Origin of the sequence: Mycobacterium heckeshornense, assembly GCF_016592155.1 — a bacterium.
GTDB lineage: Bacteria > Actinomycetota > Actinomycetes > Mycobacteriales > Mycobacteriaceae > Mycobacterium > Mycobacterium heckeshornense.
In genome coordinates, this window is the sequence record NZ_AP024237.1 from 1,564,858 (window position 1) to 1,587,235 (window position 22,378).

Consider the following 22,378-nt stretch of genomic DNA (forward strand, 5'->3'; position numbering starts at 1 on the left):
CACCCCGTGTTGGTGGGGTGTGGAGGGTTCGGCGCTGTGGTGGCGTCGGGCCGGGTGTTTGGCGGCAGACAGTGATCACCGGCACACTGTTGGGTTTTGAGACAACACCGGGGCCGTTTGGGGTTGGTGGTGTTGTTGCCTCGCGTGGTGGCGGGGTGTGGTGTTTGAGTGTTGGATAGTGGTTGCGAGCATCTGGCAAAGACTGTGGTAGCGGTTTTTGTCGTGTGTTTTCTGGTGTTTGTAAGTGTGTAAGGGCGCATGGTGGATGCCTTGGCATTGGGCGCCGATGAAGGACGTGGGAGGCTGCGATAAGCCTCGGGGAGCTGTCAACCGAGCGTGGATCCGAGGGTGTCCGAATGGGGTAACCCGGCACGAGTGATGTCGTGTCACCCGCATCTGAATGGATAGGGTGCGGGGGGAACGCGGGGAAGTGAAACATCTCAGTACCCGTAGGAGAAGAAAACAACAGGTGATTCCGTTAGTAGTGGCGAGCGAACGCGGAGGAGGCTAAACCGCGCGCATGAAAGACCGGGTAGGGGTTGTGTGTGCGGGGTTGTGGGAGCGCCGCGGCTGGGGCTACCCCTGGCGGGCAGTGAGCAAGTGTGGGGTTAGCGGAAGTGGCCTGGGATGGTCTGCCGTAGACGGTGAGAGCCCGGTACGTGAAAATCCTGCGCCTGCCTGTGGCGTGTCCCGAGTAGCAGCGGGCCCGTGGAATCTGCTGTGAATCGGCCGGGACCACCCGGTAAGCCTAAATACGTCCCAATGACCGATAGCGGATCAGTACCGTGAGGGAATGGTGAAAAGTACCCCGGGAGGGGAGTGAAAGAGTACCTGAAACCGTGTGCCTACAATCCGTCAAAGCCCCCGGGTGGGGTGATGGCGTGCCTTTTGAAGAATGAGCCTGCGAGTCACTGGCATGTCGCGAGGTTAACCCGGGTGGGGTAGCCGCAGCGAAAGCGAGTCTGAATAGGGCGTATCCCCGTTGGTGGGGTGTAGTGGCATGTTGTGGACCCGAAGCGGGGTGATCTACCCATGGCCAGGGTGAAGCGCGGGTAAGACCGCGTGGAGGCCCGAACCCACTTAGGTTGAAGACTGAGGGGATGAGCTGTGGGTAGGGGTGAAAGGCCAATCAAACTCCGTGATAGCTGGTTCTCCCCGAAATGCATTTAGGTGCAGCGTTGCATGGTTCACACCGGAGGTAGAGCTACTGGATGGCCGATGGGCCCGACTAGGTTACTGACGTCAGCCAAACTCCGAATGCCGGTGTGGTAAGTGTGGCAGTGAGACGGCGGGGGATAAGCTTCGCGCGTCGAAAGGGAAACAGCCCAGATCGCCGGCTAAGGCCCCTAAGGGTGTGCTAAGTGGGAAAGGATGTGTGATCGCGAAGACAACCAGGAGGTTGGCTTAGAAGCAGCCATCCTTGAAAGAGTGCGTAATAGCTCACTGGTCAAGTGATTGTGCGCCGATAATGTAGCGGGGCTCAAGCACACCGCCGAAGCCGCGGCAACACGACAGTGTTGGGTAGGGGAGCGTCCCTTCATCGGGGAAGTCGTGGAGTGATCCACGGTGGAGGTGGGGGGAGTGCGAATGCAGGCATGAGTAGCGTTAAGGCAAGTGAGAACCTTGCCCGCCGGAAGACCAAGGGTTCCTGGGCCAGGCCAGTCCGCCCAGGGTGAGTCGGGACCTAAGGCGAGGCCGACAGGCGTAGTCGATGGATAACGGGTTGATATTCCCGTACCCGTGGGTGCGCGCCCATACCGAATCGGATCTGCTAACCACCCAAACGGTGGCTAACCGGCGCCCTTCGGGGTGTTGGGGGTCGCCCGCTGCGTGGGGCCCGGTCCGCTAGTAGGTAAGCGACGGGGTGACGCAGAAAGGTAGCCGTACCAGTCAGTGGTAATACTGGGGCAAGCCCGTAGGGAGACATCTAGGCAAATCCGGATGTCATTGATCCTCAGAGGTGATGCATAGCCGGTTGAGGCGAATTCGGTGATCCTCTGCTGCCGAGAAAAGCCTCTAGCGAGCGCACGCACGGCCCGTACCCCAAACCGACACAGGTGGTCAGGTAGAGAATACCGAGGCGTACGAGATAACTATGGTTAAGGAACTCGGCAAAATGCCCCCGTAACTTCGGGAGAAGGGGACCCCCACACCGTCAAGGCCCGCGCGGCCGGCAGCGGCAGGGGGTGGCACAAACCAGGGAGAAGCGACTGTTTACTAAAAACACAGGTCCGTGCGAAGTCGCAAGACGAGGTATACGGACTGACGCCTGCCCGGTGCTGGAAGGTTAAGAGGACCCGTCAACCCCCTCCGGGGGGTGAAGCGGAGAATTTAAGCCCCAGTAAACGGCGGTGGTAACTATAACCATCCTAAGGTAGCGAAATTCCTTGTCGGGTAAGTTCCGACCTGCACGAATGGCGTAACGACTTCTCCACTGTCTCAACCATAGACTCGGCGAAATTGCACTACGAGTAAAGATGCTCGTTACGCGCGGCAGGACGAAAAGACCCCGGGACCTTCACTACAACTTGGTATTGGAGTCCGATGCGGCTTGTGTAGGATAGGTGGGAGACTGTGAAGCGCAAACGCCAGTTTGCGTGGAGTCGTCGTTGAAATACCACTCTGGCCGTATTGGGCTTCTAACCTCGAACCCTGAACCGGGTTCAGGGACAGTGCCTGGCGGGTAGTTTAACTGGGGCGGTTGCCTCCCAAACGGTAACGGAGGCGCCCAAAGGTTCCCTCAACCTGGACGGCAATCAGGTGGCGAGTGCAAGTGCACAAGGGAGCTTGACTGCAAGACCCACACGTCAAGCAGGGACGAAAGTCGGGACTAGTGATCCGGCACCCCCGAGTGGAAGGGGTGTCGCTCAACGGATAAAAGGTACCCCGGGGATAACAGGCTGATCTTCCCCAAGAGTCCATATCGACGGGATGGTTTGGCACCTCGATGTCGGCTCGTCGCATCCTGGGGCTGGAGCAGGTCCCAAGGGTTGGGCTGTTCGCCCATTAAAGCGGCACGCGAGCTGGGTTTAGAACGTCGTGAGACAGTTCGGTCTCTATCCGCCGCGCGCGTCAGAAGCCTGAGGAAACCTGTCCCCAGTACGAGAGGACCGGGACGGACGAACCTCTGGTCCACCAGTTGTCCCACCAGGGGCACCGCTGGATAGCCACGTTCGGAAAGGATAACCGCTGAAAGCATCTAAGCGGGAAACCCCTTCCAAGACCAGGCTTCTCACCCTTTCAGAGGGATAAGGCCCCCCGCAGAACACGGGATCAATAGACCAGACCTACACACCTAGCAATAGGCGCAGGGAACTGGCACTAACCGGCCGAAAACTTACCCACACCACGCAACCACACCACACCACACCACACCCCCACCCCACACAACACAAACAAAATAAAGTTACGGCGGTCCATAGCGGCAGGGAAACGCCCGGACCCATCCCGAACCCGGAAGCTAAGCCTGCCAGCGCCGATGATACTACCCACCCCGGGTGGAAAAGTAGGACACCGCCGAACACCCAAAAGCACCCCCACACCAAAAGGGGGTGCTTACCATTTGCCCTGTTCAATCGAATAACGTTGGGCTTGTCGCTGTCCGGCGTTTTTCCAATTCAAGCAAGGCCTTTTTCCGGTCGAGTCCGCCGCCGTATCCGGTAAGGCCCCCGCCGGCGCCGATTACCCGGTGGCAAGGCACGATAATTGCAATCGGGTTGCTTCCATTGGCAAATCCGACAGCCCGGGCCGCGCCCGGTGCACCAATTTGCTCGGCGATTTCTCCGTATGACCTGGTGGGGTGTTCCCGGTGAATGAGTCCGCCTTGTTTTAGAGTCCTGTGGCCCCGTGGATGGGGCTGGAAGGGATGATGAAACACATGGGTGGTCGGAAGCGGCATTCCGCGGAGGACATCGTGCGCAAGCTGCGCCGCGCGGACGAGCTGGCCGCGGCGGGCAAGACCGGTGAGGAGATCGCCGCCGAGCTGGAGGTGTCGGCGGCGACGCTGTACAACTGGCGCCGCACCTATGGCGGGATGGATATCGATGCCGCCAGGCAGCTCAAGGAGTTGCGGGAGCAGAACGCGCGGTTGAAGCGGCTTTTGGCCGAGGCGGAGTTGGAGAAGGATGCGTTGCGGGAGGTTGCGAAGGGAAAATTCTGAGCCCGGCCGCCAAGCGTCGCGCCGTGGACATGCTCAAAGAGGTGTTGAGCATGTCGGAGCGGTTGGCGTGCAAGGCGGTTGGGCTGGCTCGTTCTACCTACCGGCGCACTCCGGTCGCGGCGACCCCGGCCGACCCGGATGCCGATCTGCGGGTCTGGCTGCGCGCGTATGCCACCAAACATCCCTGCCATGGGTTTCGGCGCGCCTGGGCGGCGTTGCGCCACGATGAGGGCCGTGAGGTCAACAAAAGAAGGTCCACCGGCTGTGGCGTGAGGAAGGACTGCAGCGGCGGGCGTATTCGCCGCGTAAGCGCGCGGGGTGTCGTCGGCGCCGCAGGTCGTCGCGGACGCACCCAAGGTGGTGTGGGCGATCGATTTTCAGTTCGACTCCACCATCGACGGCAAGGCTGTCAAGATCGCGTCGATGGTCGACGAGCACACTCGCGAATCGCTGCTGAACATCGTGGAGCGCTCGATTACCGGCGAGCGTCTCGTCGATGAACTCGAGCGGGTGTTCGCCTCCGCCGGTGGACCGCCGCTGGTGCTGCGCATGGACAACGGCCCGGAGATGATTTCGCAAGCGTTGCAACAGTTTTGTGACGGCACAGTCGGATTGTCCTACATTCCACCCGGAGCGCCGTGGGACAACGCCTACATCGAATCGTTCAACAGCAGGCTCAGGAAGGAGTGCCTCAACCGCAACCACTGGACCAACCTGCTGGAGGCCCGAGTAGTCATCGGTGACTTCAAGCACGAACATAATCACCGGCATCGTCACTCCGCGCTGGGCTACCTCACCCCGGCCGAGTACGCTGCCCGATGCAGCCACACCCACACCCCTGTGGCCTGCGAAATCAACTGAATCCAGAACAACAAAACCCGACTCTAGAACCGGGTGGACTCAGTATCGGGGACTCGCCACTGGTTTCGCCGTACGGGATGGTCAGCAGTGCCTCCCATACTTGTCGTTGGAACTGTGAGCCCCGTAGTTCGAGTTGGATGTCAAATGTGGTGCGCTGGCCAGCGAAGTACGCCTCCAGCTGCTCGACTACATCCGGAAACGCCCGGTCATCGGACACCCACTGGGCGCGGTTGGGCCCGGCGGTTTGATTGACCATGCGTAACTGGGTCAGGATTGGCCCACGACCGGCCAATGTCAGCGGACCAATCGGACTATCGACGGTGCGGTAGAGAATCACGCTGTCTCCTGCGCCGGCCAGCGGTTCACTGGGTGGTCAAGCGCGGTCCACAGATGCTGAGTGGCGTAGGGTCGCCATGGTCGCCATCGCTGGTTTCGCGCGGCCGGCGTCCGTCGTTGCCCGGGCAACGCCAATAATTGTCGGCGCGTGCGTTCCCAGTCGCAGCCGGCGTCGAAGACGACGCTGCCGCCGGTGAGCCCACTAACGAGTGCGGCCAGCCCGCCCGCGTGGGTCCGCGCCGTCCGCGTGGACCTCTGTTGGCCCAAACCGACACGTGCCGTCGGCTCAGCCGCGTCGACGTTGCGCGGGATCCGCTGTCCGGGTGCCCTGGCGGCCAGCGGGCCCGAACCGGGATCCCGGTCCAGCACTTCAGTTACCGCTTCGGGGTCCGCGGTCTGCGTTTGCCGGGCGCGGGCTATCGCGAGCGGGCCAGCACCAACTTCGGCCTGCAGCAGCCACTCCAGTTGGCGTGCGGTATACCCGACCCGCCCGGCGAGGTCCCCGTCGCGCTCGCGGTCTCCAGTGCCGTCCCTGGACTGGACGGTCAGATGGCAGCGGTCGAAATCTTCATGCACGCTTGACACGATTACACCTGCCCACCGACATCACTAGCGGCAATACGACATCGTGGTCGGACCAGACCCCCGAGCCTGCCCTAGACCGGAGCGGCCAGGCGGGTGGGCTGGTCGTGGCCACGCAACGTTACTGTCTCGCCCAAAGACCAACGCGCACGCTCTTTTTCGCTCGCAGCATCGACCGTTTCCGACGACGCCAGTAACCGGGTGGGCTGAGATTTCGCTAGTTCACAGAGCCGGGCCGCTTCGTTGACCGGTTCGCCGATCACAGTGTATTCAAACCGTTCCTTCGCGCCGACGTTGCCGGCGACGACCTGTCCGGCCGCCACCCCGATCCCGGCCTGGCACTCGGGGACCTCGCGTTCCAATCGATCGGCGATGGTTCGAGCGGCGGCCAGGGCCTTGTCCTCTGGACACTCCAGCCGGTTCGGAGCACCGAAAACGGCCAACACAGCGTCACCCTCGAACTTGTTGACCAGTCCCCGATGACGGTCGACCTCGTCGACAATCACCGCGAAAAACCGGTTGAGCAACTGGACGACTTCGGTGGCTGGTCGGCTCGTCACTAGCTGCGTCGAGCCGACGATATCGACGAAGACGATCGCGACATGGCGCTCTTCGCCACCCAGCTTGGGTCGCTCTCGTTCTGCGGCCGCCGCCACCTCCCGACCGACATGGCGTCCGAAGATGTCGCGGAGGCGTTCTCGTTCCCGCAACCCGTTGACCATCGCATTGAAGCCGCTCTGCAGCTCCCCGAGCTCGGTGCCGTCAAACACCACCAGGTCGCCGCGTAGATCCCCCTGCTCGACACGCTTCAGCGCGGCCCGCACAACTCGAACTGGTGTCGCGATCAGCCAGGACTGGATCCACATCAGCAGGAATCCAAATATCAGTGTTGCCGCCGCCAGCATCAGCACCGCAACGCCGAACTGGGTCTCGGTTAAGTTCCGAAGCGTCAGTGCGAAAAACGCCGTGAGTGCGATGCCGATCACCGGCAACCCCGAGCCGAGCATCCAGACCACCATGGTGCGGCCCATGATTCCGTGCGCCAACCGCCGTGGCGGGGGTCCGGCCTGCAGTGCCTGGGCGGCAACTGGACGCAGAGCGAATTCGGTGAACAAATAGCAGGCGGTGGAGACCATAACGCCGCAGAAGCTGCCGGAGAACAAGATTTTCGGGATGAACATCGTGTTGGCGAGCCCGTAGAGGAGCGTCATCAATGCCGTCCCTAACCCCCACAAAATGAGGCTGATGACCGCTACGCCCGCCGGGGCCATAAACGTGTTGCGCTCGTCGGCAGGGGTGGGTTTGCGTTCCTCGATCGCCCACCGCAGCATCGTCACGGTTCGCCGGGTGATCCAGTAGGTGCCCACCATCACGGCTATCACGATGTAGCCCGGCGCCACCGCGAAGGTGAGCCACGGTGGCGCCTCGGTGAACAGGCTGGGTACGGGAATAGCGACCGTGACAATGAGTAGGTCGACACCGATTCCGACCAGGCTGACCACCAAAATGAAGACGGTCAGAATGATCTGGATCCGCACCCGTCGGCGGCGCTGGCTTTCCGAGACCCGACCGAGCAGCCATGAGCCATATTCCGGGGGCTCGGTTAACCGGCCGCTCTGGTGTGTCAGTTTCTCCAGTACACGGCCCAGCCGTTGCGCCGCCGTCGTCTTGGCCATCATGGTGGCGCCAGCCTAATTTGTCGTCCGCAGTGGCTTTAAGGTGACTCGGGTGCGCCTCGTGATCGCTCAGTGCAAGGTCGACTACCTGGGTCGGCTCAGCGCACATCTGCCGTCCGCGCGCAGATTGCTGCTGTTCAAAGCCGACGGCTCGGTGAGTGTGCACGCTGACGACGGTGCCTACAAGCCGCTGAATTGGATGAGCCCGCCGTGCTGGCTCACCGAAGAACTCGACGGACCCTTGCCGGTTTGGGTAGTGCAGAACAAGGTCGGTGAGCAGCTGCGCATCACCGTCGAAGGCATCGAGCATGATTCCAGCCACGAACTCGGTGTCGACCCGGGGCTGGTCAAAGACGGCGTGGAAGCCCATCTGCAGGCTCTGCTGGCCGAGCACGTCGAACTGCTTGGCACCGGATACACGCTGATCCGCCGGGAATACATGACAGCGATCGGCCCGGTCGACTTGTTGTGCCGCGACGAGCAGGGCCGCGCGGTGGCCGTGGAGATTAAACGCCGAGGCGAGATCGAGGGCGTCGAACAGTTGACCCGCTACCTCGAGCTGCTCAACCGCGACAAAGCGCTGGCACCGGTCAGCGGCGTGCTTGCCGCCCAACTGATTAGGCCCCAGGCGCGTACATTAGCTACTGATCGTGGAATCCGTTGTATCACTTTGGATTACGATAAAATGCGCGGACTTGACAGCAGCGAGTATCGGCTGTTCTGAGGTTGTCTCACTACACTGAAGCTATGGCACGCCGCACCTCGCCACGTCGCCAGACCCGGGTCGGGCCGTTGCCGATGCCGGACCGTCTCGAAACCGGACCTGGCGGCTACGAATACGCGGTAAGACCCGTCGCCGCAGCCCGAGCCGTCAAGACATACCGCTGTCCTGGCTGCGATCATGAAATCCGTTCTGGCACAGCACATGTCGTGGTGTGGCCAGCTGATCCGCGACATGGTGTCGAGGACCGGCGCCACTGGCACACCTCGTGCTGGGCCAATCGCGCAACACGCGGCCCGACCCGAAAATGGTCTTAGTGTCGAGCTGATTCGGCGGGCTCGACCAGTTCGATGAGCACCCCGCCAGCGTCTTTGGGGTGGATGAAATTGATCCGCGAGTTGGCGGTGCCACGCCGCGGGGCGTCATAGAGCAGCCGGATGCCTTGGTCGCGCAGCCGCTCGGTGAGCGCATCAAGGTCGCTGACCCGGTAAGCGAGCTGCTGAATGCCGGGCCCGCGTTTGTCCAAGAACTTCGCGATCGCCGACGACTCGTCGACCGGGGCCATCAGCTGAACCTGCGCACTGCCGACCGGGGCGCCGCGTACCGACAGCATCGCCTCACGGATTCCCTGGTCGTCGTTGACCTCTTCATGCAGCACGATCATGCCCAGATGGTCGTGATACCACGCGATCGCTTCGTCCAGGTCGGGTACTGCGATGCCAACGTGGTCCACCGCCGTCACCAACGCGGTGGTCAGGGGGCGACGAACGTCAACGTGATCGGTGGTCATAACGCCACGGTAACCTGTAGGGCACGATTGTGCTTCTCCGATCGGCCAAATCGGCCGTCTACGCCCGCGCTGGAGGTAATCATGACGACGTCGGTGATCGTTGCTGGAGCACGGACACCCATTGGCAAGTTAATGGGTTCGCTGCGGGATTTCTCGGCCAGCGATCTGGGAGCGATCGCGATCTCCGGTGCCCTTGAGAAGGCCAAGGTGCCGGCGTCGCTGGTCCAGTACGTGATCATGGGGCAGGTGCTAACCGCCGGAGCCGGTCAGCTGCCGGCACGCCAAGCGGCGGTGGCGGCCGGGATCGGCTGGGACGTCCCGGCGCTCACGATCAACAAGATGTGCCTTTCCGGTCTTGATGCGATTGCACTTGCCGACCAGCTGATTCGCGCCGGCGAATTCGACGTGGTGGTGGCCGGTGGCCAGGAATCCATGACCCAGGCGCCACACCTTTTGATGGGCAGCCGGGCGGGCTACAAGTACGGCGATGTGACGGTGTTGGACCACATGGCCTACGACGGGCTGCACGACGTGTTCACCGACCAGCCGATGGGGGCGCTGACCGAGCAGCGCAACGCGACGGACAAGTTCACCCGCCGCCAGCAGGACGAGTTCGCTGCGCGTTCGCATCAGAAAGCCGCGGCAGCCTGGAAGGACGGCGTCTTCGCCGACGAGGTGGTGCCGGTGGACATCCCGCAGCGCAACGCCGATCCACTGCAGTTCAGCGAGGACGAGGGCATCCGCGCCAACACCACCGCCGAGTCGCTGGCCGGTCTGAAGCCGGCCTTTCGCCCCGACGGCACCATCACCGCCGGCTCGTCATCGCAGATTTCCGACGGTGCGGCGGCGGTCGTCGTGATGAACAAACAGAAGGCCATCGAGGTTGGACTGGGCTGGCTGGCCGAGATCGGGGCGCATGGAGTAGTGGCCGGGCCCGATTCCACACTGCAGTCACAGCCCGCCAACGCGGTCAAGAAAGCTCTTGCCCGGGAAGGCATCTGCGTCGACGACCTCGATGTGGTCGAGATCAACGAGGCGTTCGCGGCCGTGGCTTTGGCCTCGACCAAGGAGCTTGGCGTCGATCCTGACATTGTCAACATCAACGGTGGCGCGATCGCGATCGGGCATCCGATCGGCATGTCCGGGGCTCGGATCACCCTGCATGTGGCCCTGGAGTTGGCGCGCCGCGGCTCCGGGTACGGGGTTGCCGCGCTTTGCGGTGCGGGCGGTCAGGGCGACGCGCTCATCTTGCGGGCCGGCTAGTCGACGCCACCAGATTGGACGGCCGCTGAAACGTTGCTGGCGCGGGGCCGCGCGCCGCGGAGTGTGATTTTCGTCATATCAGTTGATCAGCGCGTCCGTCGGCCCTGTTCTGGACGGTTTGCGGCGCCGCCGGGACAGCGCCAACCGGGTGGATCGGCGGCTGAAGCGACGTGACAGACTTGGTGATGTGACGCGTTCCCGTCCCCCGATCGGGCCCGCCATGGCCGGTGCGGTCGATCTGTCGGCCCTCAAGCAGCGAGCCCAGCAGCAGGCCTCCGCTGGCGATGCGGCGTCGGCGCACCAGGCGGGCACCGAGATCACCGAGGCCAACTTCGAAGAGCAAGTACTGGTCCGGTCCAATCAGGTCCCGGTTGTGGTGCTGCTGTGGTCGCCGCGCAGTGACGTATGTCTCCAGTTGGCCAACACGCTCGCGGATTTGGCCGCCGCCGACAATGGAAAGTGGTCGCTGGCCATGGTCAACGTCGACGCCGTACCTAGGGTGGCCCAGATCTTCGGTGTTCAAGTGGTGCCGACGGTGGTGGCGTTGGCTGCCGGACAACCGATTTCGAGCTTCCAGGGTGTGCAACCTGCCGACCAGCTGCGGCGCTGGCTGGACTCGCTGCTTTCGGCGACAGCCGGAAAGCTAACCGGTGCGACGACTTCCGGTGAGCCCGAACAGGTTGACCCGGCATTGGCGAAGGCACGTGAGCAGCTCGAGGCGGGCGACTTCGCTGCTGCGCGAAACTCGTATCAAGCCATCCTGGACGCCAACCCGAACCACGCGGAAGCCAAAGGTGCCATCCGTCAGATCGATTTTCTGGTGCGCGCGACCGGACGGCGTCCCGACGCCGTGGCGGTCTCCGACGCCGCGCCAGACGACATTGAAGCCGCGTTCGCTGCCGCCGACGTGCAGATTCTCAATCGAGAAGTGAGCGCCGCGTTCGACCGACTGATCGCGCTGGTCAAGCGGACCTCTGGCGACGAGCGCACCAAGGTGCGTACTCGGCTAATCGAGCTGTTCGACTTGTTCGATCCCGCCGACCCCGATGTGATTGCAGGTCGGCGCAACCTCGCCAACGCGCTCTATTGAGGTGGCTTAGCCGGGGCTTGCCGCCCGCTACGCGGGTTCCAGCCACAGCGCCGAGCTGGGCGGCAGCACCAACACCGCCGACGCCGGGCGGCCGTGCCACGGCTCCTCGGTGGCGTCGACGCCGCCGAGGTTGCCGACACCCCCGCCGCGGTAGTCGGTCGCGTCGGTGTTGAGCACCTCGCGCCACCGGCCGGCCGAGGGTAGGCCGAGCCGGTAGCCGCGGTGTTCGACCCCAGCGAAATTGAACACGCAAGCCATGACCGATCCGTCGGTGCCGTACCGCAGAAAACTCAACACGTTGTTGGCCGAGTCGTTGGCGTCGATCCAGGAATATCCCTCAGGGCTGCTGTCCTGGCTCCACAGTGCGGGGTGGCTGCGGTAGATCTCGTTGAGGTCGCGCACCAACCGCAAAATGCCGGTGGAAAAGCTGTCCTCCTCGAGCTGGAACCAGTCCACACCGCGTTGCTCGGACCATTCGGCGCGCTGGCCGAATTCTTGGCCCATGAATAACAGCTGCTTGCCGGGGTGTGCCCACTGGTAGGCCAGCAGGCTACGGACCCCGGCGGCCTTCATGTGGTCGTTGCCGGGCATCCGGTCCCACAACGTGCCCTTTCCATGCACCACTTCGTCGTGGCTGAGCGGCAGCACGAAGTTTTCACTGAACGCGTACAGCATCGAGAACGTCATCTCGTGGTGGTGATAGCTCCGGTAGATGGGATCACGGCTCATGTAGTGCAGCGTGTCGTGCATCCAGCCCATGTTCCACTTCATCGAAAAGCCAAGCCCGCCAACGTTTGTCGGTCGCGAGACGCCCGGCCACGAGGTCGACTCCTCGGCGATGGTGACAATGCCCGGCGCCACCTTGTGTGCGGTGGCGTTCATCTCCTGTAGGAACTGCACCGCTTCCAGGTTCTCGCGGCCGCCGTGGATGTTCGGTGTCCAGCCGCCAGCCGGACGGGAGTAGTCCAGGTAGAGCATGGAAGCGACGGCGTCTACTCGCAAACCGTCGACATGGAACTCTTGCAACCAGTACAGCGCGTTGGCAACCAGGAAATTGCGGACCTCAGGCCGACCGAAGTCGAAAACATAAGTGCCCCAATCGAGCTGCTCACCGCGCTTGGGGTCGGAATGTTCGTAGAGCGCTGTGCCGTCGAAACGGCCAAGTGCCCATGCATCTTTGGGAAAATGCGCCGGGACCCAGTCCACGATGACGCCGATGCCAGCCTGGTGCAGCGCGTCCACGAGCGCCCGGAATTCGTCGGGGCTGCCGAACCGCGATGTCGGCGCATAGTAGGAAGTGACCTGGTATCCCCACGACCCGGCGAACGGGTGCTCGGCGACGGGCAACATCTCGACATGGGTAAAGCCCTGTGTCACAACATAATCCGTTAGCTCACGAGCAAGTTCGCGGTAGCCCAGTCCCGGGCGCCACGAGCCCAGATGCACCTCGTAGGTGCTCATCGGCTCGAACACCGGGTTGCGGCGGGCACGTTGGCTCATCCACTCGCCGTCCCCCCAGGTGTAGCTGCTGGAGGTCACCTTCGACGCGGTGTGCGGTGGTACCTCGGTGGCGAACGCGAACGGGTCGGCCCGTTCGGTGACCACACCGTCGGCGCCGTGCACCCGGAACTTGTACAGCCCGCCGGGCGGGAAGCCCGGCCAGAAGAGCTCCCACACCCCCGACGAACCGAGCACCCGCATAGGGGCATCGTTGCCGTTCCAGTGGTTGAAGTCGCCGATGAGACTTACGCCCTTGGCGTTAGGCGCCCACACCGCGAACGAGACGCCTTCGACGACGCCGTCAGCGGTGGTGAACGAGCGCGGGTGCGCGCCCAATACCTCCCAGAGGCGTTCGTGGCGGCCCTCCGCGAACAAATGCAGATCGACTTCGCCCAGGGTCGGCAAGAAGCGGTAAGCGTCCGCCACCGTGTGCACGTCGACGTCGTCAGCGCGCCGATAGCTCACCTCGAGCCGGTAGTCGATGAGGTTGGCGAACGGCAGCGCCACCGCGAACAACCCGGATTCGATGTGCTGCATCGGGTACCGTTTGCCGCCCACGAGTGCAACCACCTCCAGCGCATGCGGGCGCAGCGCCCGGATCACGGTGTGACCGTCGTACTCGTGAGCACCCAGGATCCCGTGCGGATTATGGTGTTCGCCCGCCACCAGCCGAGCCAGGTCGGCGGGGTCGGGTGCCAGGTGCGCCTTGGCGAGTTGATCGGTGGGCGTCATCGCAACCTCACCTCCGGCGCAGCAACGTCATTCGTGATTCGTCCGGAATCAGCGGCATGTTGATGATGTGGGCCACCGCTTTGGCCGGGTCGATCCGCACGTAGTTGGCTGCTCCCCATTGGTATTCCTCGCCGGTAATCTCGTCTCGCACCCAAAACCGTTCATAGGGCTCCATACCCAGCGCCGGCATGTCTAACCACAACGTCGCCTCCTCAGGCGCGAACGCATTCAGCGTGACAACCACCAGCACGCAGTCACCGGTGGTGGGGTCGAATTTGCTGTAAGCCAGCAGCGCGTCGTTGTCGATGTGGTGAAAGTGAATTGTGCGTAGTTCACGCAGCGCCGGATGTAGTCGCCGAATTTCGTTGAGCCGCTTAATGAACGGCTCTAGAGATCGTCCCTCAGCCAGCGCACCAGCGAAGTCGCGAGGTCGTAATTGGTATTTCTCCGAGTCCAGGTATTCCTCGCTGCCTTCACGCACCGCGCGGTGCTCGAAAAGCTCGTAGCCGGAGTACATGCCCCAGGACGGACCCATGGTCGCCGCCAGTACTGCGCGGATCGCGAACATGCCTGGGCCGTTGTGCTGCAGCACAGCGTGCAGGATGTCGGGAGTGTTGACGAACAGGTTGGGCCGCCGAAAGTCGGCGAGTTCGGCGATTTGGTTGCCGAACTCGGTCAGCTCCCACTTCGACGTGCGCCAGGTGAAATAGGTGTAGGACTGGGTGAAGCCGAGCTTGGCCAGCCCGTATTGCCGGGCCGGCGGGGTGAAGGCCTCGGACAAAAAGATCACGTCCGGATCGGCCGCTTTGACCTGACCGATCAACCACGCCCAGAAGTCCGGCGGCTTGGTGTGCGGATTGTCGACCCGGAAGACCTTCACCCCGTGGTCGATCCAATGGCGCACCACCCGCAGTACTTCGTCGTAGAGACCGGCCGGATCGTTGTCGAAGTTGAGTGGATAGATGTCTTGGTATTTCTTCGGCGGGTTTTCGGCGTAGGCGATGCTGCCGTCCGGCAGCGTGGTGAACCACTCCGGGTGTTCTCGCGCCCAGGGGTGGTCCGGCGCGCATTGCAGTGCCAGGTCCAGCGCAACCTCAAGGCCCAGATCGCGGGCCGTCGCCACGAAGTCGTCGAAGTCGTCGAGGGTGCCCAGCAGCGGGTGCACCGCTTCGTGGCCGCCCTCGTCGCTGCCGATCGCCCATGGCGATCCGACGTCGCCGGGCGCAGCGGTGGCGGCGTTGTTGCGGCCCTTGCGGTGCACCTTGCCGATGGGGTGGATCGGCGGCAGATACACCACGTCGAATCCCATGTTCGCGATGCGCGGCAGTGCCGCCGCCGCGGTCGCGAAGGTGCCGTGTACCGGGTTGCCGTCGTCGTCCCAGCCGCCGGTGGAGCGGGGAAACATCTCGTACCACGCACCGAACCGGGCCAGCGGGCGGTCCACCCATATCCCGTACTGTTCGCCGCGGGTGACCAGTTCACGCAGCGGATAGCGCCGCAGCAGTTCGTCGATCTGAGAACTCAGCGCCAGCGCGGCACGGGTCACCGGATCGCCAGGGGTGCGCAGGGCAGCCGCGGCCGCCAGCAGGGGATCACGTTCGGCGCGCGGGACGCCGGCAGCGGCGCGGTCGAAGAGCCGGGCGCCCACCAGCAGGTCGTTGGACAGTTCGGTTTCACCCTGACCGGCGTCGAGCTTGGCCACCACCGCGTCGCGCCAGCTGCGGATCGGGTCACCCCAGCCGTCGACTCGAAACGTCCACAGCCCGACACTGTCCGGGGTGAACTGACCGTGAAAGATAAACGGCTCTTCGCCCATGGTCATCGGAACCAGCAGCGGCTTGACCCGTGTGGGTGCCTCGGCGGTCGCGGTCGGCACTTGGTCGGCGAGTTGCACCGCCTTGACCCGGCGCAGTTCGCTCACCTGCGGGTAACGCGGCCCGAGGTATCGCACCACCAGGGTTGCCGCGACCGCTTCGTGTCCTTCTCGCCAGACCGCGGCCCGCACCGGGACCACCTCACCCACGACCGCCTTCGCGGGGTACGTCCCGCACGAAACGACGGGCTGGACGTCATCGATCTCGACACGACCGGGCACCCGCCACTCCATCCTGCTGTATCCGTAGTCGCGTATTTCCTCGCGCGGTCAAACCGCGATGTTGGGGGAAGCTCTGTGCGCCCAATACCCACCGTAATGTCCAGCCACACGCGGGGCGCGGTAGCGGTGGCTGTGGCGAACTACGCCCGGGCCGGGAACCAGTGAGGTTATGAGTCCGCCGGTGCTGGTCAGCGACCTAGACCGGCTTTGGGATCCGACATGAGGTCGGCGAGCTCGCTAGGGACAACCGTTATCGCGAGCCTTGCGCCACCCGCGCCGTAAAATCAGCCGGACCTTCTAGGCAGCACACAACCATGGCCACCTCCGCGCTTTGGGCAGGTGGTCCAAGGATCGAAACTAGTGCAGTTCGACTCGGCTACGAGGGCGGTGGTGGTGCGACGGGTCGGCATGCGCTGGCGCCGGGGTTCCACCAGTTGCTTCTAGACTCAGTCGATACGCGGCGCGGCTGCGCAGCGTCGGATTGAAAACCTGGGGCCTGGACGCTCCGACGGGAGGGCTTCGATGAGCAGCTTTATCGGCAGCGTGTCGGGCATGGTCGCGCTAGCGTTGGCGCCCATGGCATGCGTCATAGCGGTATCGCTTGGGGTTAGCTCGGCGCAACCGCCTGACTGCGGGCCGGGCACCGCGTGGGATCCTGGAACCAACGCGTGCCAGCCTCTGGGACCACCACCGCCACCCCCGGAGTGCGGGCGGGGCGAATGGTTCAACAGGCTAACCAATGAGTGCCAGCCTGTGAGCCCGTCGTTCCGTGGCTATGGTTTCCACTCGTCGACGGGGGCAAGTGGATCGCGCTGGCGGGCGTCATAGTGGCCGGCGGTTCGGCATCGCGACCAGCCTGATCGTACCTTCATTTGCCGCTGAAAACGCCACTGCCAGGGCCTATGTCGGCGCGCACAGCTGACCACTCGTCAGTAAGGTACTAACGCGTGAAGGCTCTTCGCCGGTTCACCGTCCGCGCTCACCTTCCCGAGCGGCTGGCCGCCTTGGAACAGCTGTCCACGAATTTGCGATGGTCGTGGGAAAAGCCGACCCAGGATCTGTTCGCGGCGATCGACCCCGGGTTGTGGGCGCAGTGCGGCCGTGACCCGGTGGCGTTGCTGGGCGCGGTCAGCCCGGCACGGCTCGACGAGTTGGCGGTCGATGACGGTTTCGTCGCGCGGCTTGACGAGCTGGCAGCCGAGCTGACCGACTATCTGACTCGCCCGCTCTGGTATCAGCAGCAGCAGAGCAACGGCGTGGAGATGCCGTCCTGCATCGCGTATTTCTCGATGGAGTTCGGGGTTGCCGAGGTTTTGCCCAATTACTCAGGCGGGCTGGGCATCCTCGCCGGTGACCACCTCAAGTCGGCCTCCGATTTGGGGTTGCCGCTCATCGCGGTGGGCCTCTACTACCGTTCCGGGTATTTCCGGCAGTCGTTGACTGCCGACGGCTGGCAGCACGAGACTTATCCGTCGCTGGATCCGCAGGGGCTGCCGTTGCGGCTGCTCACCGACGACGGCGGTCAGCCCGTGCTGGTCGTACTGGCTTTGCCCGACTCCGCCCGGCTGCACGCCCGGATCTGGGTCGCCCAGGTCGGCCGGGTTCCGCTGCTGCTGCTCGACTCCGACGTTCCCGAGAACGAACATCAGCTTCGCGGCATCACCGACCGCCTCTACGGCGGTGACCAGGAACATCGCATCAAACAGGAGATCCTGGCCGGCATCGGCGGGGTGCGGGCGATTCGCGCCTTCACCGCCATATCAGGGCTGCCCGCACCGGAGGTCTTCCACATGAACGAGGGCCACGCCGGCTTCCTCGGTGTGGAGCGAATCCGTGAACTCATGACCGATTCAGGGTTGGATTTCGACACCGCGCTCACGGTCGTGCGTGCCAGCACGGTGTTCACCACCCATACGCCGGTGCCGGCTGGCATCGACCGGTTTGCAGTGGATATGGTGCGCCGCTACTTCGGCGACTATCCCGACGGTCCCGATGGGCATGCGCTGCTGCCCGGTGTGCCGACCGACCGGATCATCGAGCTGGGCGCCGAGGACGACCCGACGACGTTCAACATGGCCTACATGGGCCTGCGGCTGGCCCAGCGCGCCAACGGCGTCTCGCAGTTGCATGGACGGGTCAGTCGGGCCATGTTCAACGGGCTGTGGCGCGGGTTCGACCCCGACGAGGTGCCGATCGGGTCGATCACCAACGGCGTCCACGCCCGTACCTGGGCGGCGCCGCAGTGGCTCGAGCTGGGCCGCGAGCTGGTCGGCTCGGACTCGTTCAGCGAGCCCGCGGTGTGGCTGCGACTGCAGGATGTCGATCCAGCCAGGTTGTGGTCGATCCGTTCGCAGCTGCGAGCTTTGCTGGTCGAGGACGTCCGCGCGCGGCTGCATCGCTCGTGGCTGGAGCGCGGCGCATCGGATGCCCAACTCGGATGGATCGCGACGGCGTTCGATCCCGAGGTGCTCACTGTCGGGTTCGCCCGGAGGGTGCCGACGTATAAGCGGCTGACGTTGATGCTGCGCGACCCGCAGCGGCTCGAGCAGCTGCTGCTCGACGACGAACGGCCGATCCAGCTGATCGTCGCGGGCAAGTCGCATCCGGCTGACGACGCCGGCAAGGCGCTGATCCAGCAGGTGGTGCGGTTCGCCGACCGGCCCGAGGTGCGTCACCGCATCGCGTTCCTGCCCGACTACGACATGTCGATGGCTCGGCGGTTGTACTGGGGCTGCGATGTCTGGCTGAACAATCCGCTGCGCCCGCTGGAGGCGTGCGGCACCTCCGGAATGAAGAGTGCGCTCAACGGCGGGTTGAACGTGTCGATCCGTGACGGCTGGTGGGACGAGTGGTATGACGGCGAAAACGGTTGGGAGATACCATCTTCCGATGGAGTGGCTGAGGCCGGCCGTCGCGACGACCTGGAGGCCGGCGCGCTCTACGACCTGCTGCAGCACTCGGTAGTGCCGAAGTTCTACGAACGCGACGAGCACGGCGTTCCACCTCGGTGGATGGAGATGGTGCGCCACACGCTGCAAACGCTCGGGCCGAAGGTCCTGGCCTCGCGCATGGTGCGGGACTATGTCGAGCGTTACTACACCCCGGCGGCCCAGTCGTTGCGGCGCACCGTGGGCGGCGATGGCTTCGGCCCGGCCCGCGATTTGGCCGATTATCGCCGACGCGCGTTGCAGGCCTGGCCGAGCATTCGCATCACCGACGTCGACAGCACCGGGCTACCCGATACCCCGGTGCTGGGTTCCAAGCTGACGCTGACGGCGACCGTCGAGCTGGCCGGGCTGCGTCCCGATGAGGTCGCCGTGCAAGCGCTGCTGGGCAGGGTCGACGCCGACGACAGCCTGCGCGACCCCGTCACGATCGAGATGTCACACAGCGGCAGTGCCGGCGCGGGTCGTGAGATCTTCTCGGCGACAACACCGCTGCCACTGGCCGGGGCGGTCGGTTACACCGTGCGCGTGTTGCCGAACCATCCGATGCTCGCGGCACCCAACGAGCTCGGCCTGGTCACACTGGCCTAAGTCTCAGTACCCGGTTGTTGCCGCTGTCGACGACGTAGAGGTTGCCCTGGCGGTCCGCCGCCACGCCGCGCGGATTGTCCAGGCCAGTCAACGGCATCACAGACAAAGTGGTGACCTTGCTCGTCGGGTCTGTTCTCAGTTTCAGTACCCGGTGGTTGCCGCTGTCGGTGACGTAGACGCCGTCGGGGCCGACCGCCACACCGTGCGGGTCGTTGAGGCCGGTGAACGACAGCGCGGTTTGGGTGGTGTTGGAGTGCGACGGCAGTTGCAGCACCCGGTTGTTGCCGGTGTCGGTGATCCACACGTTGGAATTGCCGTCGACCGCGATGCCGTCCGGTTGGCTGAGACCGGTGAAGGCCAGCACCTCCGGGGCGGCCATCCCGGTTTTCCAATGCAGCACCCGGTTGTTGCCACCGTCGACGACATAGAAATCCTGGAAATCCTGGCCCGCGTTCATTACCACACCGCGGGGCGCCTGCAGGCCGCTGAAAGGCCCCACCCATTCGGTGCGAGAGGTGGCTTGCCAGGGCGGAGCCGGCGCGGACCGGGGCGGGTGTGCCCACAACACGCGGTTGCTGTGAGCGTCGGTGACGTAGACGTCGCCGACGTTGTCCGCCGCCACCCCGACCGGACCGTCGAGGCCGGTGAACGACAACACGGTCTGGTTGTCAGCGTTTCCGGCCAGTTTTACGACGCGATTGTTGCCACTGTCGGTGACGTAGACCGCGCCGCTGGGGTCCACGGCCACGCCGGTGGGGCGATCCAGTCCGGTGAAGGGCAGCACCGTCGTGGGCCCCACCGGCGGTGCAGATGGTGACGATCGCCCCGAGGCCGGGGCGCCAGTCGTTTTCGCCGTCGTGGTGGTGGTCGGCGCGGTCGTGGCAGGGGTGGTGCTGCCGTTGTCCCCGCAGCCGGCGGGCACGGCAGCGAGCACGGTGATCGCGACGACGCCGGTAATCCAGCCCAGTCGACGAGCACAACTAGCGAAGCTCATCGCTGCACTTTATGCGGTTCCGCGGCGACGGGCGCCCGGTGAGCGGAAGGCCGCGCCTGCCCGCGCCGCCTCACGTCGCACTGCGCAGCCGCTCCAGCGCCTTGCGCACCTGCGACGGGTTGGTGGTCGCCCAGAACGGCGGCAGCGAGGCCCGCAGATAGCCGCCGTAGCGGGCGGTAGCCATCCGCGAGTCGAGCACCGCGACCACCCCGCGGTCCTCGACGCTGCGCAGCAGCCGGCCCGCGCCTTGGGCCAGCAGCAGCGCCGCGTGGCTGGCGGCCACGGTCATGAACCCGTTGCCGCCGTGCGCGGCGACGGCGCGCTGGCGGGCACTCAGCAGCGGGTCGTCGGGCCGCGGAAACGGGATGCGGTCGATGATGACCAGCGACAGCGTCGGGCCCGGGACGTCGACACCCTGCCACAGCGACAGCGTCCCGAACAGCGACGTCGCGGGGTCGGCGGCGAACTGCTCGACCAACGCGGCGGTGCTGTCGTCGCCCTGACACAACACCGGCGTGGCCAGTCGCTCGCGCATCGCCTCCGCGGCGGCCCGCGCCGCACGCATCGACGAGAACAGCCCCAGCGTCCGACCCCCGGCGGCGTCGACAAGGCCGGCGATCTCGTTCAGCTGCTCGACCGAGCCGGTACCGTCTCGCCCGGGCGGTGGCAGGTGGGCCGCGACATACAGAATTCCGGCCCTGGCATGGGCGAACGGCGATCCCACGTCGAGCCCGCGCCAGCGCGGCTGGTCGTTGCCGTCGCCGGTTAAGCCCCGCGCCGCGGCCATGGCATCGAAGTTGCCGCCTGCCGTGAGCGTGGCCGACGTCAGCACCACCGTGGAGCGTGCGAACAGCCGCTCGCGCAGCAGTCCGGCCACCGACAGCGGCGCCACCTTGAGCACCGCGCGCGTCGCACCGCGGTTCTCGTGCTCCAGCCAGACCACGTCGGTGCGATCCGGGATCGCCGGCGTGAACGACGTCAGGATTCGCGCCGCGGTGTCTTCGATCTCGGCGAGGCCGGCGACGGCCTCCAGCCGCGCGGCGGCCGCCTTCGGATCACCGGGCGCGGTATCGATGGCGGCCCGGGCCGTGTTCGCCGCGTCGCGCAAGGCCGTCAGATGGGTGGCCATCTCGTCATCGATGCGGTCGATGCGTCCGGGCACGCCGTCGTGGATCGCAGACGACACGATCGTCGTAGCGGCCTCGAGCCGTTCGGCGAGCTCAGGATCGACCAAGCGACTGGCGCGCCGATGGGCAATCGCCAGCGCGGTGGCCGACAGTTCTCCGGTGGCCACCGCCGTGACCCGGTTGGCCAATTCGTGTGCTTCGTCGACGACCAAGAGCTCGTGATCGGGCAGCACCGCCGATTCGGCGAGGGCGTCGATGGCCAGCAGCGCGTGGTTGGTGACGACAATGTCGGCGTTACCCGCCTGGCCACGCGCCCGTTCGGCGAAGCACTGACTGCCGAAAGGGCAGCGGGCCACGCCCAGGCATTCCCGCGCCGACACGCTGACGTACGCCCACGACCGGTCCGCCACGCCTGGCCTGACGTCGTCGCGGTCCCCGGTGTCGGTCGACGACACCCACGCGGTGAGCCGTTGCACGTCGCGGCCCAACGCGGTCACCGCCAGTGGCTCGAACAACTCGTCCTGCGGTGCGTCGGCGTCGGTTCCGTTGTGAATTTTGTTCAGGCACAGGTAATTCTGCCTGCCTTTCAGCAGCGCGAAGCGGGGACGACGGGGCAGGGCCTCGGAAAGCGCGTCAACCAGCTGCGGCAGGTCGCGGTCGACGAGTTGGCGCTGCAGGGCGATTGTCGCGGTCGACACCACCACCGGTGTGTCGTCGCACACCGCGCGGACGATCGCCGGCACCAGATACGCCAGCGACTTGCCGGTGCCGGTGCCGGCCTGAACGGCAAGATGCTCCCCGGTTTCGAACGCGTGGGCCACCGCCGTTGCCATTTCCAGCTGGCCGCTGCGGCGGCTGCCGCCAATCGCGGCCACCGCGGTGGCCAGCAGGTCGGACACGGACAGGTCGGGCGTGG

The 22,378-nt window shown here is 64.7% G+C and carries 12 protein-coding genes, 2 rRNA genes and 3 pseudogenes; 8 read left to right on the plus strand and 9 right to left on the minus strand.

Going from position 1 to position 22,378, the window contains the following annotated elements; genetic code table 11:
* Positions 1–238: 238 nt before the first annotated feature.
* Both MHEC_RS07590 and rrf read left to right on the plus strand, forming a co-directional pair.
* Positions 239–3,345, plus strand: a 23S ribosomal RNA gene (locus MHEC_RS07590).
* Between the two features lie 62 nt (positions 3,346–3,407).
* Positions 3,408–3,522: ribosomal RNA gene (gene rrf, locus MHEC_RS07595) — 5S ribosomal RNA — on the plus strand.
* A gap of 49 nt (positions 3,523–3,571) precedes the next feature.
* Here the strand turns inward: rrf and MHEC_RS07600 are convergent.
* Positions 3,572–3,796 (minus strand): annotated as a pseudogene (locus tag MHEC_RS07600) (methylated-DNA--[protein]-cysteine S-methyltransferase); the annotation flags it as partial.
* An 81-nt stretch (positions 3,797–3,877) separates the two neighbouring features.
* Between MHEC_RS07600 and MHEC_RS07605 the strand changes: the two are divergent.
* A pseudogene (locus MHEC_RS07605) lies at positions 3,878–5,020 on the plus strand (IS3 family transposase).
* 25 nt (positions 5,021–5,045) lie between these two features.
* On the opposite strand, the pseudogene MHEC_RS07610 reads toward MHEC_RS07605, so the two are convergent.
* The 3 genes and pseudogenes from MHEC_RS07610 to MHEC_RS07620 all read right to left on the minus strand — a co-directional run.
* A pseudogene (locus tag MHEC_RS07610) lies at positions 5,046–5,357 on the minus strand (methylated-DNA--[protein]-cysteine S-methyltransferase); the annotation flags it as partial.
* Positions 5,354–5,941 (minus strand): DNA glycosylase family protein, encoded by a 588-nt coding sequence (locus MHEC_RS07615; RefSeq protein ID WP_162490244.1) that lies wholly within the window; start codon positions 5,939–5,941, stop codon positions 5,354–5,356. The gene MHEC_RS07615 and the pseudogene MHEC_RS07610, both read right to left, overlap by 4 nt.
* Positions 5,942–6,012: 71 nt before the next feature.
* Positions 6,013–7,617, minus strand: a complete 1,605-nt coding sequence (locus tag MHEC_RS07620; protein ID WP_048892985.1) for an adenylate/guanylate cyclase domain-containing protein — start codon at positions 7,615–7,617, stop codon at positions 6,013–6,015.
* Positions 7,618–7,666: 49 nt separating this feature from the next.
* On the opposite strand from MHEC_RS07620, the gene nucS reads away from it, so the two are divergent.
* Together nucS and MHEC_RS07630 are read left to right on the plus strand one after the other, a co-directional pair.
* Positions 7,667–8,338, plus strand: a complete 672-nt coding sequence (gene nucS / locus MHEC_RS07625; protein WP_048892986.1) for an endonuclease NucS — start codon at positions 7,667–7,669, stop codon at positions 8,336–8,338.
* A gap of 23 nt (positions 8,339–8,361) precedes the next feature.
* The gene (locus MHEC_RS07630) at positions 8,362–8,652 is read left to right on the plus strand and encodes a hypothetical protein (RefSeq protein ID WP_071700543.1); all 291 of its coding nucleotides are present in this window, start codon (positions 8,362–8,364) and stop codon (positions 8,650–8,652) included.
* Here MHEC_RS07630 and mce read toward each other — a convergent pair.
* Entirely contained in the window at positions 8,649–9,125 is a 477-nt protein-coding gene (gene mce / locus MHEC_RS07635) for a methylmalonyl-CoA epimerase (protein WP_048892987.1), read from the minus strand. The two genes, MHEC_RS07630 and mce, sit on opposite strands and share 4 nt — an antisense overlap.
* Positions 9,126–9,206: 81 nt before the next feature.
* Between mce and MHEC_RS07640 the strand changes: the two genes are divergently transcribed.
* Entirely contained in the window at positions 9,207–10,388 is a 1,182-nt protein-coding gene (locus tag MHEC_RS07640) for an acetyl-CoA C-acetyltransferase (protein WP_048892988.1), read from the plus strand.
* 187 nt (positions 10,389–10,575) lie between these two features.
* Positions 10,576–11,478, plus strand: a complete 903-nt coding sequence (locus MHEC_RS07645; RefSeq protein ID WP_048893016.1) for a thioredoxin family protein — start codon at positions 10,576–10,578, stop codon at positions 11,476–11,478.
* Between the two features lie 27 nt (positions 11,479–11,505).
* Here MHEC_RS07645 and glgB read toward each other — a convergent pair whose 3' ends face one another.
* Positions 11,506–13,710 (minus strand): 1,4-alpha-glucan branching protein GlgB, encoded by a 2,205-nt coding sequence (gene glgB / locus MHEC_RS07650; RefSeq protein WP_048892989.1) that lies wholly within the window; start codon positions 13,708–13,710, stop codon positions 11,506–11,508.
* 7 nt (positions 13,711–13,717) lie between these two features.
* Positions 13,718–15,805 carry an alpha-1,4-glucan--maltose-1-phosphate maltosyltransferase gene (locus MHEC_RS07655; RefSeq protein WP_200902206.1) on the minus strand — a complete coding sequence of 696 codons (2,088 nt, stop codon included), beginning with the start codon at positions 15,803–15,805 and terminating at the stop codon, positions 13,718–13,720.
* 947 nt (positions 15,806–16,752) lie between these two features.
* On the opposite strand from MHEC_RS07655, the gene glgP reads away from it, so the two are divergent.
* A complete protein-coding gene (glgP, locus tag MHEC_RS07660) occupies positions 16,753–19,341 on the plus strand; it encodes an alpha-glucan family phosphorylase (protein ID WP_048892991.1) in 2,589 nt (862 codons plus the stop codon).
* Here the strand turns inward: glgP and MHEC_RS07665 are convergent.
* Together MHEC_RS07665 and MHEC_RS07670 are read right to left on the minus strand one after the other, a co-directional pair.
* The gene (locus MHEC_RS07665) at positions 19,328–20,335 is read right to left on the minus strand and encodes an NHL repeat-containing protein (protein WP_048892992.1); all 1,008 of its coding nucleotides are present in this window, start codon (positions 20,333–20,335) and stop codon (positions 19,328–19,330) included. The two genes, glgP and MHEC_RS07665, sit on opposite strands and share 14 nt — an antisense overlap.
* 70 nt (positions 20,336–20,405) lie before the next feature.
* Positions 20,406–22,367 (minus strand): ATP-dependent DNA helicase, encoded by a 1,962-nt coding sequence (locus MHEC_RS07670; protein ID WP_099868864.1) that lies wholly within the window; start codon positions 22,365–22,367, stop codon positions 20,406–20,408.
* Positions 22,368–22,378 lie beyond the last annotated feature (11 nt).

Bases quoted from the DNA above. Each gene is read 5' to 3' on its own strand.
- MHEC_RS07620 (WP_048892985.1), bottom strand. From the start codon at position 7,617: ATGATGGCCAAGACGACGGCGGCGCAACGGCTGGGCCGTGTACTGGAG.
- MHEC_RS07630 (WP_071700543.1), top strand. From the start codon at position 8,362: ATGGCACGCCGCACCTCGCCACGTCGCCAGACCCGGGTCGGGCCGTTG.
- mce (WP_048892987.1), bottom strand. From the start codon at position 9,125: ATGACCACCGATCACGTTGACGTTCGTCGCCCCCTGACCACCGCGTTG.
- MHEC_RS07640 (WP_048892988.1), top strand. From the start codon at position 9,207: ATGACGACGTCGGTGATCGTTGCTGGAGCACGGACACCCATTGGCAAG.
- glgB (WP_048892989.1), bottom strand. From the start codon at position 13,710: ATGACGCCCACCGATCAACTCGCCAAGGCGCACCTGGCACCCGACCCC.
- MHEC_RS07665 (WP_048892992.1), bottom strand. From the start codon at position 20,335: ATGAGCTTCGCTAGTTGTGCTCGTCGACTGGGCTGGATTACCGGCGTC.